A 13,914-nucleotide genomic window follows, 5' to 3' on the forward strand; every position below is an offset into this window, starting at 1 on the left:
CAACGGCCCCATGGCTGGCGATGTGAGTATCGGTTGAGAGCAGACGTCACGAAAAGGCGGGCATCCAGTCGAACTGGATGCCCGCCCTGCTCCCTGCCCGGTTCTTACCGCTTGAGGTTGGTGAGCTCCTGCAGCACCTCGTCGGAGGTGGTGATGATGCGGGCGTTCGCCTGGAAGCCACGCTGGGCGACGATGAGGTTGGTGAACTCCTGCGACAGGTCCACGTTGGACATTTCCAGGGCTCCCCCGGTGAGCGAGCCCAGCCCGGTGGAGCCGGGCGCGCCGAGCTTGGCGGTTCCGGAGTTGAAGGTGGCCCGGTAGCCGTTCGAGCCGGTCTTCTCGAGCCCGCCAGGGTTGGTGAAGGTGGCGAGGGCGATCCGGCCCAACGCCTTCTGCTCACCGTTGCTGAACAGGCCTACCAGGGTGCCGTCCTTGCCGAAGGAGTAGGACTCGAGCGAGCCGGGGGCGCTGCCGTCCTGCGACTTGACCGCCACAGTGCTGATACTGGCCAGGCCGTTCAGCGTGCTGAGGTCGACGGTGATTCCGCCGGCGGCGGGGTCACCGAGGACAAGTGTGCCGCCGGACGTCACGACGTTGCCGGTGAAGCCCAACGTGGTCGTTGCCGTGGTGCCGCCATCGGCGCCCGAGACATCCCAACCGCTGCCCGTCGCAGCCTTGGTGAAGGTCAGGGAGACAGTTCGGGCAGCACCCGAGGCGTCGTAGACCTTGATGTCTCGCAGCAGCTGCGTGCCTCCGACAGCATCGGAGGGCAAGGTGCCGCTCATCGCGACCGAACTCGTCGCCTTGCCCGGGACGACCGCGTTCAGCGGCAGGGACAGGTCCCCGACAGCGCCGCCCTCGTTGACGACACCGTTCACCGCGCCCCAGCCCTGCACGATCGCACCCGACGGGGTGACGAGGCGACCGGCGGAGTCGAAGTCGAAGGAGCCGGCCCGGCTGTAGATGGTCTCGCCGCCCTGCTGGGTGAGGAAGAACCCGTCGCCGGAGATGAGCATGTCGGAGGCCTTGCCGGTGGCCTGCGACGACCCCTGCGCGAAGTTGGTGGCGATGCCGGCGACCTGCACACCGAGGCCCACCTGTGCCGGGTTGGTGCCGCCGGTTGTGGCGCCCGGGCCACCGGCGCCCTGGGTGAGCTGCGAGAGGGTGTCCTGGAACTGGGTCGCCGAGCCCTTGAACGCCGTGGTGTTGACGTTGGCGATGTTGTTGCCGGTGACGTCGAGCATGGTCTGGTGGGCGCGAAGGCCGGAGATGCCGGAGTACAGGGAGCGAAGCATGAGTGCTGCCTTTCAGAAGGTGATGAAGGAGAAGGGATGCGGCGACCTCGCCCGTCTTGCGGGAGTGTGTCGCGTTGGTGCGGATCGAGCTGGCGAGTGGCGGGCTCGCTGGGTGCGAGCGCGGTTCCGGATCACCCGGTGGGGGCGGTCACCCCCGAGATCGCATCGAGAGCCACGCTGGCCGTGCCGACGGTGACCTGGGGCACCGAGCCGGCGTAGGAGACCGCTGACGCGATGCCGGTGACGCTCGCGCCGGTGGCATCCGTGTAGGTGACGTTCTGGCCGACAAGAGCGGCTGCGGCCGTGCGCATCTGCAGCGAGAAGTTCTCATCCGCGGTGGTGGAGAGCGCGGTGAGCTTCTCCATCATGGCCAGCTGGGTAGTCTGGGAGATCATCTGATTGGTGTCCATGGGCGAGCTCGGATCCTGGTTGCGCAACTGGGCCACCAGAAGCGACATGAAGGTCTCGGAATCGAGAGTCTGCTTGGGCGTGCGCACCGGTGTCGTCGAGTACAGGCTGGCTCCAGCGCTGGAGTCGGCTGCGGCGGTGGACACGGAGCCGACGGCGTCGACGGTCATGGGATCTCGATTCTGGGAGGCTGCATGCGGTGAGCGGTGCGGGGTGAGGTACGGGGCTGTGGGGAGCCGGGCGGCGGGTCAGGCGAGAACATCGATACGTCCCCTGGTCTGGTCGGGTCGGGTCGGGTCCGCTACTGGGTCTGCGGCGTTGGCGCCGATCGGCGGGGACCGCAGCCATTGATCTGCGGCACCAGATTCCCGGCGGCGGTCCTGGGCTCCGCGCTGATCTCCGCCGAGCGCCGCGTTGCCCTGGCCGGGTTGGTCGGCGGCGGAACGGTCCTGCCGGCCCGACGCGCTGGCATCGCCGGGCTGGCTGCGCGCGGAGACGTCGAGGCTGGCCGAGAGTGCGCCGCCGGCCAGGTCCCGGCGCAACTCGGGCAGGATGAGCCGCAGGGCATCCCGCGCGACGTCGGTGGGGGCGAACAGCTCCAGACGGATGCCGGTGGCGCTGATCTGCGCCCGCACCAGGACCGGCCCGAGATCGTCGGGGGTGACGCTGATCGACATGGTGTGTTCGCCGGGTCCGGCGGCCGCCAGGGTGAACAGCGGCCGGGCCACCTGGCTCGCCAGCGGCACCGGAACGGCGGGGCCAGTCGAGGGCGGCAGCGCTGGGGCACCGGCGGGTGAGCCGTTGACGGGTACCGCGGCAACCGGCCCGGCGGCGGCCGGCAGGGCGAGGCCTGCCGTTGGCACCTTGGCACCAGCGGGTTCGTCTGTAGCCGCACCGGGCGTCCGGCTCGGCCCCACGGCAGTGGCGGCACCGGCGGCAGTACCGGTCGCCACGGTCGCCGGGGTCGCCGCGGTCGCCGTCGTGGCAGTGCCCGTCACCGCGGTCGCCGTCCCGGCAGGGCCAATTGCCATGCCAGTCGCTGCGGTGCCGGTCGCTGCAGTCGCGGTAGCGGCAGGGGCGGTCGCGTCAGTGGTGGTCGTGGCAGTGGCGGCAGCGGCAGGGGCGGTCGCGTCGGTGGTGGTCGTGGCAGTGGCGATCGCTGCGGTGGCGGTCGCTGCGGTGGCGGTGGGTGCGGTCGCGATCAAGGCGGTCCCGTTCGCCGCGGGTGCGTTCGCGGCGGTGCCGTTCGCCACAGTCCCGATCGCGGCGATGCCGGCGTCGGTGCTGCCGGTCGCAGCGGGTGCTGCGTGCCCGGTGGCGGCAGTTCCCGTCGGCTGGCCCAACGTTGGTGCCATCGGCGCGTGGCCGGCTGCGGATCCGACACCGGCGTCCCCCGCTCCGACCGGGGCGACGTTGCCCGGGCCGCTCGGGGCGGCGCCGGGATCGGCAGGTGAAGCCGAAGCTGATCCCGGCTGAGGCGGCGTGACGAGAGCGGATGGAGCCGTCAGCGACCCTGTGGGTAGCGAGGCGGCAGGCAAATCAGCGTCGTTGAGGTCAACGTCGCCGGGTTCAGTCTTGCTGGGTTCAGTGTTGCTGCGTTCGGTGCGGCTCGCGGATGCAGTTGTGCTGGGTAAGGGTCGGGTCGGCGCGGGCCGGGTGGGCGCAGTGGCACTGCTGGACGGAGCGCCGCCAGGGACAGCTGCACCGGGCCCCGCTCCACCGGGACCAGTACCGCGGGGGCCTGCAGGGGCGACGCGCCGAGCCCCAACCGATCCGGCGCCGGATTCCGGACCGGACGCGGCACCGCGCAACACTCCGGCGAACGCGTCGGCGCCGCCGGCGAAATCCGGCTGGGACCCGCGAGACCCGCGACCTGGGGCGACCCCGGGCGCTCCCGGGGAACGAGGGAACTGAGCGGGCGCGGTCACGAGAACAATCCAGACCGGGACAGCGCCGAAGCGGACGAGGAGCCGGTGGACGCGCTGCCGGTGGACGCGGTGCCGGTGGACGCGGCACCGTTGAACATCGACGCGAATGCCGCCGTGAGCAGGTCGGTGGAGCTCGATGCCACGCCGGCGGTGGTCGCCTGATCGGGGATCACCCGGCGGATGGTGGTGATCTCGGAATCGTCCATGTAGGCATCCACCTTGCTGACCGTGCGTCCCTCGTATGGCGCGTGGATCACCTGGTTGTTGCCGGCGTAGATCAGGATATGGTCGCCGCCGCCGGTGACGATGAGGTCACCGGGCTTGGCCTCGGCCAGCGACGCCACCTCGGTGCCGATGGTCATCTGCCCGGACACCAGTCGGGGCACCTCGATGCCGAGGTCGGCGTAGACGCGTTGCACGAGACCCGAGCAGTCCATTCCGGTGCTGTCCTCGCCGCCGAACACGTACGGCACGCCCAGGTACTTCTCGGCCGCCGCGACGACGCCGGCGCCGGTCGCTCCCGAGCCGGCGGCGCCGGTGGCCGTGGCTGTCGTGCCGGTGGCCGCGGCGAGAGCATCGGCGAAGCTGGTCGCGGAAGCTGACGAACCGGCGGTGCTGCCCGCCGCGCTGCCGGCCGTGACGCTCGTCGCCCCGGTGCCGCCGGCGACAAGGTCGTTGAGCTGCACCAGCCTGGCCTGGATCTCGCCCATCCGGCCGAGCGCATCCACCATCGTCATCGCTTCTCCCCCGTTGGTGCCCCGCCGGCAACCGGTGATCCGGTGCCGGCGCGTTCGTCGCCCAGCCGTCGGTGCCAGCCGGTCGACGCGATCTCGTCGATGATGGTCTGTTCGGCGTGCAGGTCTTCGGCGGCTGCCAGGTCGCCGTGGCGCCCCTCGAGCTTCTCCAGGCTCACCGCGGCGGACTTCCTCGACTCGAATTCGCGTTGCGCGTCGACGACGCCCTGCTGGGCGACGGCGTCGAGGGCCGCGAGTTCGGCGAGCATGCTGCGGGATGACGCCCGGGCGGCGGCGATCGCGTAGAGGGTGTCGGCGCCGGTGGCGCTGATCGGCAGGTGCTCGAGCGCCGCGCGGGTCTCGTCGATGCGGGTCGCGGCGGCCCGTAGCCGCGCGTTGGCGACAGCGAGGTCGCCCGCGGCCTGGTCCTGTTGCAGGTGTCGCAGGCGCAACAGGCCGGCGAGCGAGAAGGTGCGGCTCATCGGGCGCCGCCCAGCAGCCCGGCCAGCGCGGCGAGTCGGTCCCAGGCCTCGGCGGCCGGGGTGTGCTCGTCCATCCGCTGCTGCAGGAAGGCGGTGATGGCCGCGTCGTGCTCCACGGCGGCGTCGACCAACGGGTTGGTGCCGCGGCGATACGCGCCAACGTCGAGCAGGTCCTGTGCGGCGCGCCGGGCGGCGAGCACCCCGCGCAGGGTGCCGGCCACGGCGGCTTGCTCCGTCGTCGTCACCCGTGAGGCCACCCTGGAGATCGAGGCGAGGGCGTCGACGGAGGGAAAATGGCCGAGCACGGCAAGTTTGCGGTCGAGCACCACGTGGCCGTCGAGGATGGAGCGGGCGGCATCGGCGATGGGTTCGTTGTGGTCGTCGCCGTCGACGAGCACAGTGTAGATGCCGGTGATGGAGCCGGCCTGGTCGGTGCCGGCCCGTTCGAGCAGCCGGGCGAGCAACGAGAACGTCGACGGCGGGTAGCCGCGGGTGGCGGGCGGTTCGCCCACCGACAGTCCGATCTCCCGCTGGGCCATCGCCACCCGGGTGAGCGAGTCCATCATCAGCATCACGTCGGCACCCCGGTCGCGGAACGACTCGGCGATGCGGGTGGCCACGAACGCGGCCCGCAGGCGCATCATGGCCGGCTCGTCCGACGTCGACACGACGACGATCGACCGGGCCAGTCCCTCGGCGCCGAGGTCGTCCTCGAGAAATTCGCGCACCTCGCGCCCGCGCTCGCCCACCAGGGCGATCACCGACACTTCGGCATCGGTGCCGCGGGCGATCATCGACAGCAGCGACGACTTGCCCACGCCGGAGCCGGCGAACAGGCCCATCCGCTGGCCCTTGCCCACGGTGGTGAGGGTGTCGAGCACCCGAACCCCCAGCTGCAAGGGCGATTGGATGCGCGACCGCGCCATGGCGGACGGGCTGGCGTGGTCCAGGGGCACCCGCTGCTCCACGACGAGTGGTCCCTTGCCGTCGATGGGACGGCCGAGCCCGTCGATCACCCGGCCGAGCAGGCCCGAACCGGTGGGGACGAGGAATCCCGTGCCGCCGCCGCCGGCGCGCACGGGGTCGCCCACCCGGATGCCGGTGAGCCTGGCCAACGGCATGCAACGCATGCCATCGGGGGTGGTGGCCACGACTTCGGCGTCAACGCCGGCAGGGCCGGTGCCGGCCTGGGTTCCGGGTCCGCCGATCACGACGAGGTCGCCGATGGCGCCGTTCAGCCCGCGCACGTCCACGCTCAGGCCCACGATCGACGAGACCACGCCCACCCGCTCCGGGCGGGCCGCCGCCAGGGCTCTGGCCAGGCGGTCGGTGCTGTCCGGCCGGGTGAGGGTCATGACGCGCCTCCGGCCAGCGCCGCCCTGGCCCGCTGCAGGGCACTGCCGATGCGGGCGTCGAGGTAGCCGTCGGGGAACTCGCTGACGGCGTCGCCGCGGGACAGGCTCGCATCCGCCACCAGGGTGACGCCCGCCCCGGCCACGGTAGCGGGATCGAGCGCGGCCAGGTCGTGCGGGTTCAGCCGCACGGTGTGACCGGGCGACCCCGCTGTCCCGTCGGCGTTGGTGCGCCCCAGCGCCGACCGCACCGCGGTCGCTTCGTCGGCGAGGGCGTGGCCGATGATCGCCTCGGCCAGGTCGATGGCGGCGGCGAGCAGGGTGTCTTCGACGTCGTGGAGCACGGGCACGGTGCGGGTCTCGAGCGCGCGGACCGCGGCGCTGAGCACGTCCAGCGTGCGGTCGCGCTGCTGGCCGGCCGCCCGCATCAGCTCGGCATGCTCGGCCTCGAGCCTGGCCACCCGCGCGTCGACGGCAGCCGCCGCCGCCCGCAGTCCCTCGGTGTATCCGGCGGCGTGGCCCCTGGCCTGCCACTGGCGCTCGAGCCTGGCGCGGTCGTCGCCCCGGCCGCCGCGCTCTCCGACATCGGCGACGGTGGGAAAGACCAGCGCCGAGAAGTCGCTGTCCGGCACCGCCGCTGCCTGACCGGACCGTGCCGCGCTAAACAACGAAGTCATCCTCGTCGGCGCGCTGCACGGTGATCGCGCCCTGCGCGGCCAGGTCGCGGATCGACCGCACGATGGTGGCGCGGGCTTCCTCCACCTGCGAGACCCGAACCGGTCCGAGGCCGATGACCTCGTCGTTCAGGATCTCCCGGTTCCGTTCCGAGAGGTTGCGCTGGATGATGTCGACGACCAGCTCGGTGGACCCCTTCATGGCCACGGCCAGCACGGCGGCGTCGATGCCGCGCAGCACCAGCTGCACATCGCGGTTCTCCAGCTTGACGATGTCGGCGAAGGTGAGCATGCGCGAGCGCACCTCTTCGGCGAGCACCGGGTCACGTTCCTCGAGCGCCTCGAGCAGCGCCCTTTCGGTGTTGATGTCGGCTCGGTTGATGATCTCCACCAGCGGTTGCACGCCGCCGACGACCTCGGCGGAGTCCCGCGACGCGGCGACGGCCCCGATGCGTTTCTTGAGGATGTCGGTGACCACCCGCACGGCCTCCGGCGTGGCGGGCCCGGTGGAGGCGATGCACTGGGCGACATCGGTGCGCACCGGGCCGTCCAGCCCGGAGAGGATCGCGGAGGCGTGTTCCGGCCGCAGGTGGGCGAGCACCAGGGCGATGGTCTGCGGCAATTCGCCGTCGAGAAGAGCGAGCACCTGCATCGAGTCGACGGTGTCGAGGAACTCGAACGCCTTGCCGGCCATCGAGGTCGCCACCCGGCTCATCACGCCGGCCGCACGCTCGGCGCCGAAGGACTTCTCCAGCAGTCCGACCGCTACGGCGTGACCGCCGCGCGGGTTGCGGGCGCCGATGGTGGTGAGTTCGTGGAACTCGGCGACGGCGCTGTCCATGACCGACGCGTCGACCCGGCGCAACTGCACGATCTCGGCGATGATCTCGGCCGCCTCGACCTCGGAGAACTGTTTCATCACCTCGGACGCGCGTTGCTGGTCCATGGTCATCAGGACCACGGCCACCTTCTGGGTGCCGGTCAGGCCGGTCTTGGCGTCCATCATGCGGGCTGCCGATCGTCCATCAGACCGCGCAGCATCTCGGCCGCCATCTGCGGGTCACGCAGGGCGAGGGCGTCGATGTCGGCCACCCGCTGGTCGCCGCCGCCCGGCAGGGCGCCGGCTGGGCCGCCGCTGAGTGGGTACGCCTGGGTGGGCGGGTCGATGTGCAGCGGCGCCAACTGCGGCGGCAACGAGAACGGCACCGTCGGCGCATCCAGCGCTGACCGCGCCTGCACCAGGTCGCTCAACTCGATGGCCTGGCGGCTCTGCCGGCGTGAGCGCCGGGCATAGAGGATCAGTCCGAGCACAAAAGCGATCACGGTGCCGGCCACGATCAGCCCCACCTGCAGGATCCCGGCGTTGCGGGCGGCCTCTTCGGCCGCGGCGGCCTCGGCCAGCGCCGCAGCCGCGGCGTCGGCGCCGGCGGCGTTGAAGCTCACGACCTCCACGGTCACGGCGTCTCCCCTGGCCACGTCGATGCCGGCGGCGGAGGACACCAGGCTCGTCACGTCGGCCACGTTGAGGTCTTCGGCGACCGCGGCGTTCACCGCCACCGACACCGTCTGCCGGTTGATCTCACCTGCCGGCACCGTGCGCGTTTCGGTGACCTTGTTGATGGCGTTGTTGCGGGTGGTGTCCTCGCTGGTGAAGGTGCCGTCCGCCGTGGTTTCGGCCGGCACGGCGATGTTGTCGGGTCCGAGTACGCCGGCCGCGGCATCCCCGGCACCGGTGTACGACTCGGTCGTCACGGCCTCGTTGAGCGCCGGGGCGTTCTCGGGAACCGTGAACGACTCCTCCACGACCTGGGCGCTCTGGTAGCTCATGTCAGCGGCGACCACGACCGTGGCGTTGCCGGGTCCCACGACCTTGTCGAGCATGGCCTGCACCGAACCGCGCACCCGCTCCTCGTAGTCGCTGGCCTGCTGGCCGGCCGACCCTGTGGCCCCGACGCCCACCGCGGAGAGCACGACGCCGGCCGCGTCGATGACCGCGACATCCGTGGGCTTCATGCCGTCGATGGAGGCGCTGGTGAGGTGCACGATGGCCTGCACCTGCTCGGCGTTCAGGGTGACGCCGTTCCGGGTACCCACGAAGACGGATGCGGTGGGATCGTTGGTCTCCTCGGTGAACACCGTCGCCTCGGGGATCGCCAGCCGCACCGAAGCGGTCTGCACACCCTTCATGGCCTCGATGGTGGCGGCGAGTTCGCCCTCCAGGGCCCGCTTGTAGGTGACCGACTGCTGGAACTCGGAGGCGGTGACACCCATGGTGTCCAGCAGGGAGTAGCCGCCGGTGCTCGACGTCGGCAGGCCGGCGGCGGCGGACTTGAGCCGCTGGTCGTAGACGTCGGCCTCCGGCACCAGGATGGTCGCTCCCCCGTCGCTCAACTCGTAGGCGACACCATCGGTGCGCAGCTGCTCCACGATGGTGTTGGCGTCGGAGCCGCTCAGACCCGAGTACAGCGGGGTGTACGCCGGTTGCGTGGCCCACATCGTGAGCGCGGCGGTGCCCAGGGCGAGCACGGCGACCCCGATGATGGCCATGGTGCGCTGGGCGACGGTGAACTCGCGGATGGCGTTGCCCAGGCGACGGAACACCGAGGTGATCTGAGCGGGCATCAGGCCTGCATTCTCATGATGTCGTTGAACGCCTCGACACCCTTGTTGCGCACGGCAGCGACGAGCTCAAGGGTGACCGCGGCGCGTGAGGACGCGATGGTGGCCGTGTGGATGTCGTCGAGATCGCCCGTGACGGCCTGGATGGCATAGCTGTTGGAGGTGGACTGCAGCTGCTGGAGGTTGTTCACGGCGCCGGTGAGGGCGCTGGCGAAGCCGGTGTCAGAGGATTCGGTGCCGCTGGTGGCCGTACTGGCGGGCAGGTACGACGTGGCGCTCACGGCGGGCGCGGAGCCGATGGCGGGGATGGTCATCAGTTACGTCCGATCTGCAGGGCGGCTTCGTAGGAGGTCTTGGCCCGGTCGATGACCGCGGCATTGGCCTGGTAGCCGCGCTGGGCCATGATCAGCTCGCCCATCTGTTCGGCCATGTCGATGTCGGGGCGGCGCACGTAGCCGTCGGCATCCGCGATGGGGTTGTCGGGTTCGTAGACCAACAGGCCCTCGGCGTCGCCCAACGCGGTGCCGGCCACGTAGGCCCCCGAGACGCCCTCACCCTCCTGGGCGACGATGTACCGGGCCTGGAAGGCATCCCCGGAGGTGGCGGTGGCGGTGTTGGCATTGGCGATGTTGTCGGCGACGGCGTCGAGCCACTTGCGGTGCAGCGTGAGACCGGTGCCGGCGATGCCGAGAGCGTCGAGGCCCATCAGCTGGTCCGGAGCGCTGCGCGCATGCTCGAGTCGGCGCCCGCCACGGCCTGGGCGGCGAACTGGTAGCGCAGCACGGTGTCGATGTTCGAGACCGTTTCGGTGTCGAGGTTCACGTTGTTGCCGTCGAGCCTGGTCGGCTCGAGCGAGCGTGCAGTGCTGGCCGCGGTGTGGCCGTCGCCGTCCCGCACCGATTGGGCGAGCGCATCCTCGAATGAGACCCGCTGGGCCTGGTAGCCGGGGGTGTTCACGTTCGCGATGTTGTTCGCGATGGTGCGCTGGCGCAGGGCCAGTCCGTCCAGGGCGCTGGTCAGCGCCGCGGTGGTCACGGATTCAATCACGCAGAGGCCCGATTCGTCGTCAATGTGCCGGACGGCCGATCCGTGGCCTGTGGTGAGCAATCCGTGCTCATCCGTAGCTATCGGCCGTCGACGAGCGTGCGTTAGGACGTTTCGGGATATTTGTCAGGGAATCTGTCAGAAAATCTGCCGGGTCAGCCCGCGATATCCAGATAGACCGGCTGGTCGGAGAGGTGGGTGGAGAGGATGGTGCGCACGGCGGCCAGGTGGGCGCCCGCGGAGCGGCGCGCATCCTCGATCTCGCGGATCAGTTCGAGCTGGCCGGTGAGCAGAACCCGCGCCCGTTCCTCGAGCTCGCGCGGGAGCTGGCCGATGTGTTCGGGGGCACGCCACTGCACCCCGGTAACGAGCTGGCCGCCTTGGGCGGAGAGCACGGCGTCCCTGGCACCGCTGCCCAGGCTGGTCTCCAGTTCGTCGAGTACCTGCAGCCATTCGGCGTTGCTGGTGCGCGGCTCCCCCGGCGCGGCGGCACCCGAACGGGTGCTGTGGGGCCGGGCACTGCTGGAGTGGACCTCAGGCGACTCCACGGTAGCCCTCCCCGCTGGCGGCGGTCGGCGTCGCGGGCAACGCAGCGGCCGCTTCGTGCCAGGCCTGGCGCAGCGGCTCGAGCAAAACGATGCTCTCCCGGGTGCGGGCCACGTCACGGTGGATGTTCGCACCGATCAGAGCGTTCGAGACGTAGGTGTAGATGGCGAGAAGCCCGTCGGCTCCGTCCCACGCCGTGACGTTGAGCGAGGTGGTGAGTTCGTCGACGATGGCCTGCGCGTGCAGCAGGTTCTCGGAGGCGACCGGCCAGTTCTCGCCGTCCTGCGCCGCCTCCGCGCGGTCCAGGTCGAGCATCAGCCTGTCGTAGAGCATGGTGAGCAAGCGCACCGGCGTGGCCGACAGCACGGCCTCGCGGTTGAGCTGGGCGCGTTTGCCCTGTGCGGCGGCCAGCTGGGCCGCCGAAGGCTGGGCTGACTGCTGTGGCATCGAAAGCTGGTGGGGTGGGAACAGTGCGGTGGTCATCAGCTGGAGCTCCCTGTGTAGGTATCGGGTAGTGAATTGATCTGCGACGTGAGCCAGGAGGACTGCGTCTTCAGCTCACCCAGCCTGGATTCCATGGCCGTGTAGACCCGTTCGAGCGAGCTGCGTTTGGCGGTGAGCCTCAGGTCCCAGTCGCTGATCTCCAGGCCCATCGTGCGCACCTGGGACTGCTGGCTGGTGATGGTGGTGGTGAGGGTGCCGTCGTATTTGTCCGATGCCGTCGCCGCGGCCGACGCGACCCGGCCGGAGATCTCCTGCACGGTTTTCATCACGCCGGCCGGGTCCTTGGCCAGGGCAGCGGCGAACTTCTCGGCGTCGAATTCCAGGGTGCCGCTCTTGGTGATGCTGATGCCGATCTCCGACGGGGAGCGCCCGTCCACGGGCATCGACGCGGCGGTGAGCAGGTTCTGGTTGACCGTGCGGATGGTGCCGTCGCCGGCGAAGAGCCCGGCGGTGGTGACGCTCTTACCTGTGGAGTCGGTCGTGGTCGACACGGCCGACCGGTTGGTGATGACGGCGAAGATGTCGTTGAGGCTGCTGACGAGGCCGCCGGCGATCTCGGTGATGGCGGCGTCGTCCCTGGTCACGGTAAGCGTGACCGGTGTGGTGGAGACCGCTTGGACGGTCACATCCAGGCCGGGCAGCAGGTTGGTGAAGGTGTTGCTGCCCGAGGTGATCCTCTGTTCGGCTGTGGTGCCGGCCCACAGCGTGACCTGGGCATCCTGGGCGGCCTTGACCTGGGTGGTCGGAACCGTGCCGCCGGTGAGAGTGAATGACGCGGCGGCGCCGGGGGCGGCACTGCTGAACTGCACGCGGAAGCCGTCGGCGCCCACGGCGACCTTGGTGGCGGTGATGCCGAGGCCGGCCGCGTTGACGGCGCTGACGACGTCGTCAAGCGATGTGGAGGCCGGGGTGAGCACGGTGGCTTTTCCGGCCGCGTCGGTGAGGGTGAGGGTGGCGTCGGGCCAGGCGGTGAGAGGCCCGGTGACGGTGACCTGGTTCTGCGCGAGCCGGCCGACGGTGATGTCGAGCACGCCGGCGGCGGCGCCGGTGCTCGTGGTGGCGGTGACCTGGCTGGAACTGCTGGTGGCGGTGTAGAGGTCGTAGCTGGCGGGTTTGGCGGCCTTGGTGGCGGCGTCGTTGAGGGCGGCGACCTGGGTGTTCAGGCCCTGCACGGCGGTGGTGTAGTTCTGGGCGGCGGAGACCTTGCCCTTGAGCAGGGTCTGCGGGATCGCTTCGACAGCGATGAGGTTGTTGATCAGGGTCGTGGTGTCCTGACCGCTGATCAGGCCATCGATGGAGAGTCCCATGGGCGCCGTGTCCGTTTCCGTTGTCTGCGGGTGTGCGAGTGGCCGGCGGCCCGCTCGGTCTGAGGTCCAGGTCAGATCGTGCGTGCCACCGGCCGATTCCCGGTCAGTCGACTCTGCGGCTTTTCAGCCGGTCGGTCGGTCAGTCCGTGATTTAGCGCAGCAGCGAGAGAACGCCCTGGTTGGACTGGTTCGCCTGCGCGAGCATGGCGGTACCGGCCTGCGACAGGATGCTGGAGCGGGTGTACTTGACCATTTCCTCGGCCATGTCGGTGTCGCGGATACGCGAACCGGCAGCGGTGAGGTTCTCCTTGGAGACGGCGAGGTTGCGGATGACGCTCTCGAACCGGTTCTGGCTCGCACCGAGTTCGGCGCGCGAGGTGGACACGGCAGCAATGTTCGTGTCCAGTGTCGCGATTGTGGTCAGGGCCGTCGCTGCGTCCTTGAACCCATCAGTTGCGGCCGTTCCAAGAACCTCAATGGCGGCGCCGATCAGAGAAACGTTCGTGAGCTTCACGTCGATCTGGTCCGCGGCGGCAACGCTGCCCGCTCCGACCTGGAAGGTGAGCGACGTCTTCACCCCGTCGAGGAGGTTGGTTCCGTTGAAGTTCGAGGACGCCCCGATTCGAGTAAGTTCCTTACCCAGCGCGAGGACCTCGGTCGAAATCGCCTCGCGCGACTTGACGTTGTTGGAGTCGTTACCGGCCTGAACGGCGAGGTCACGAACGCGCTGCAGAATGGTCTGCACCTCGTTCAAGGAACCTTCAGCGGTCTGGATGACCGAGATGCCGTCCTGGGCGTTGCGGCTGGCGACCGTGAGGCCACCGACCTGCGACTTCAGGCCCTCGGAGATGGCCAGGCCGGCCGCGTCGTCCGCTGCGCGGTTGATGCGGAGGCCGCTGGAGAGGCGCTCGAGCGACTTGGCCATGTCGGTCTGGGTCGAAGCCAGGTTGCGGTAGGTGTTGTTCGCCGCGAGGTTGGTGTTGATCTGCATACCCATGATGTGTTCCTCCGTGATTGGGTG

Annotated in this window: 16 protein-coding genes; all 16 read right to left on the minus strand. The window is 70.1% G+C overall.

Annotation, left to right across the window (positions count from 1 at the left end):
* Nucleotides 1-104: 104 nt before the first annotated feature.
* Nucleotides 105-1,295 (minus strand): flagellar hook protein FlgE, encoded by a 1,191-nt coding sequence (locus tag CXY76_RS11835; RefSeq protein WP_104164699.1) that lies wholly within the window; start codon nt 1,293-1,295, stop codon nt 105-107.
* 131 nt (nt 1,296-1,426) lie between these two features.
* Nucleotides 1,427-1,873, minus strand: coding sequence for a flagellar hook assembly protein FlgD (locus CXY76_RS11840; RefSeq protein WP_104164701.1), 447 nt, complete (start codon nt 1,871-1,873; stop codon nt 1,427-1,429).
* A 78-nt stretch (nt 1,874-1,951) separates the two neighbouring features.
* Nucleotides 1,952-3,058, minus strand: coding sequence for a flagellar hook-length control protein FliK (locus tag CXY76_RS11845; RefSeq protein WP_146073442.1), 1,107 nt, complete (start codon nt 3,056-3,058; stop codon nt 1,952-1,954).
* Nucleotides 3,059-3,627: 569 nt separating this feature from the next.
* On the minus strand, nt 3,628-4,368 hold the full coding sequence (locus tag CXY76_RS11850) for a C40 family peptidase (protein ID WP_104164705.1): 741 nt from the start codon (nt 4,366-4,368) through the stop codon (nt 3,628-3,630).
* A complete protein-coding gene (locus tag CXY76_RS11855) occupies nt 4,365-4,847 on the minus strand; it encodes a hypothetical protein (RefSeq protein ID WP_199190283.1) in 483 nt (160 codons plus the stop codon). The genes CXY76_RS11850 and CXY76_RS11855 overlap by 4 nt, the downstream gene beginning before the upstream one ends.
* Entirely contained in the window at nt 4,844-6,202 is a 1,359-nt protein-coding gene (locus CXY76_RS11860) for a FliI/YscN family ATPase (protein ID WP_104164707.1), read from the minus strand. Before CXY76_RS11860 ends, CXY76_RS11855 begins: the two co-directional genes overlap by 4 nt.
* Nucleotides 6,199-6,867 (minus strand): FliH/SctL family protein, encoded by a 669-nt coding sequence (locus CXY76_RS11865; protein WP_146073443.1) that lies wholly within the window; start codon nt 6,865-6,867, stop codon nt 6,199-6,201. The genes CXY76_RS11860 and CXY76_RS11865 overlap by 4 nt, the downstream gene beginning before the upstream one ends.
* Entirely contained in the window at nt 6,860-7,879 is a 1,020-nt protein-coding gene (gene fliG / locus CXY76_RS11870) for a flagellar motor switch protein FliG (protein WP_369826135.1), read from the minus strand. Before fliG ends, CXY76_RS11865 begins: the two co-directional genes overlap by 8 nt.
* On the minus strand, nt 7,876-9,495 hold the full coding sequence (gene fliF, locus CXY76_RS11875) for a flagellar basal-body MS-ring/collar protein FliF (RefSeq protein WP_104164713.1): 1,620 nt from the start codon (nt 9,493-9,495) through the stop codon (nt 7,876-7,878). The genes fliG and fliF overlap by 4 nt, the downstream gene beginning before the upstream one ends.
* Nucleotides 9,495-9,806 (minus strand): flagellar hook-basal body complex protein FliE, encoded by a 312-nt coding sequence (gene fliE, locus CXY76_RS11880; RefSeq protein WP_104164715.1) that lies wholly within the window; start codon nt 9,804-9,806, stop codon nt 9,495-9,497. Before fliE ends, fliF begins: the two co-directional genes overlap by 1 nt.
* A complete protein-coding gene (locus CXY76_RS11885; protein ID WP_103431658.1) occupies nt 9,806-10,198 on the minus strand; it encodes a flagellar basal body rod protein FlgC in 393 nt (130 codons plus the stop codon). The genes fliE and CXY76_RS11885 overlap by 1 nt, the downstream gene beginning before the upstream one ends.
* Nucleotides 10,198-10,539, minus strand: coding sequence for a flagellar basal body protein (locus tag CXY76_RS11890; RefSeq protein ID WP_088457967.1), 342 nt, complete (start codon nt 10,537-10,539; stop codon nt 10,198-10,200). Before CXY76_RS11890 ends, CXY76_RS11885 begins: the two co-directional genes overlap by 1 nt.
* A 152-nt stretch (nt 10,540-10,691) precedes the next feature.
* A complete protein-coding gene (locus CXY76_RS11895; protein ID WP_104164717.1) occupies nt 10,692-11,084 on the minus strand; it encodes a hypothetical protein in 393 nt (130 codons plus the stop codon).
* Complete coding sequence (gene fliS, locus CXY76_RS11900; protein WP_233199750.1) at nt 11,071-11,565, minus strand: flagellar export chaperone FliS; 495 nt, start codon at nt 11,563-11,565, stop codon at nt 11,071-11,073. The genes CXY76_RS11895 and fliS overlap by 14 nt, the downstream gene beginning before the upstream one ends.
* Nucleotides 11,565-12,893 carry a flagellar filament capping protein FliD gene (gene fliD / locus CXY76_RS11905; protein WP_104164719.1) on the minus strand — a complete coding sequence of 443 codons (1,329 nt, stop codon included), beginning with the start codon at nt 12,891-12,893 and terminating at the stop codon, nt 11,565-11,567. The genes fliS and fliD overlap by 1 nt, the downstream gene beginning before the upstream one ends.
* Nucleotides 12,894-13,044: 151 nt before the next feature.
* A complete protein-coding gene (locus CXY76_RS11910) occupies nt 13,045-13,890 on the minus strand; it encodes a flagellin (protein ID WP_199190284.1) in 846 nt (281 codons plus the stop codon).
* Between the last annotated feature and the right edge of the window lie 24 nt (nt 13,891-13,914).

The sequence above is a fragment of the Cryobacterium sp. N22 genome (assembly GCF_002929555.1).
Classification (GTDB): domain Bacteria; phylum Actinomycetota; class Actinomycetes; order Actinomycetales; family Microbacteriaceae; genus Cryobacterium.